The sequence below is a fragment of the Marinomonas sp. ATLA20 genome, from assembly GCF_057180105.1.
The window spans coordinates 1-235 of record NZ_JBXUKU010000069.1 but is presented as its reverse complement, the minus strand read 5'-3'; the positions used below and the strand labels follow the sequence as shown (position 1 = coordinate 235).

General features: G+C 43.0%; 1 protein-coding gene. It reads right to left on the bottom strand.

Annotated elements, in window-relative coordinates; all coding sequences use genetic code 11:
* A partial coding sequence (locus AC2A4J_RS20480; RefSeq protein ID WP_484177312.1) for a transposase domain-containing protein occupies nt 1-161 on the bottom strand: 161 nt, incomplete at its 3' end.
* Nucleotides 162-235 lie beyond the last annotated feature (74 nt).

Sequence of the window (235 nt, the reverse complement as noted above, 5' to 3'; positions counted from 1 at the left end):
AACCAAAGCACTTGGTCTTCGGGTAAGCGTCGTCGCCTGATGCTTGCGCTTGAGGAAAGGGTTAATGCGGACTCAATCCACTCAACGGGAATATTCTGAGTGAAGGTTGAATGATCTGAGAAGGAGTGGAGCTCATCGATGCTGAGAAGTAACTGCTGAATAGACACAAAAAAATCCGATTAAGAAAGCTTAATCGGATTTTCTGAGGCTATTCAATTAAATTCAACCCTTAAGT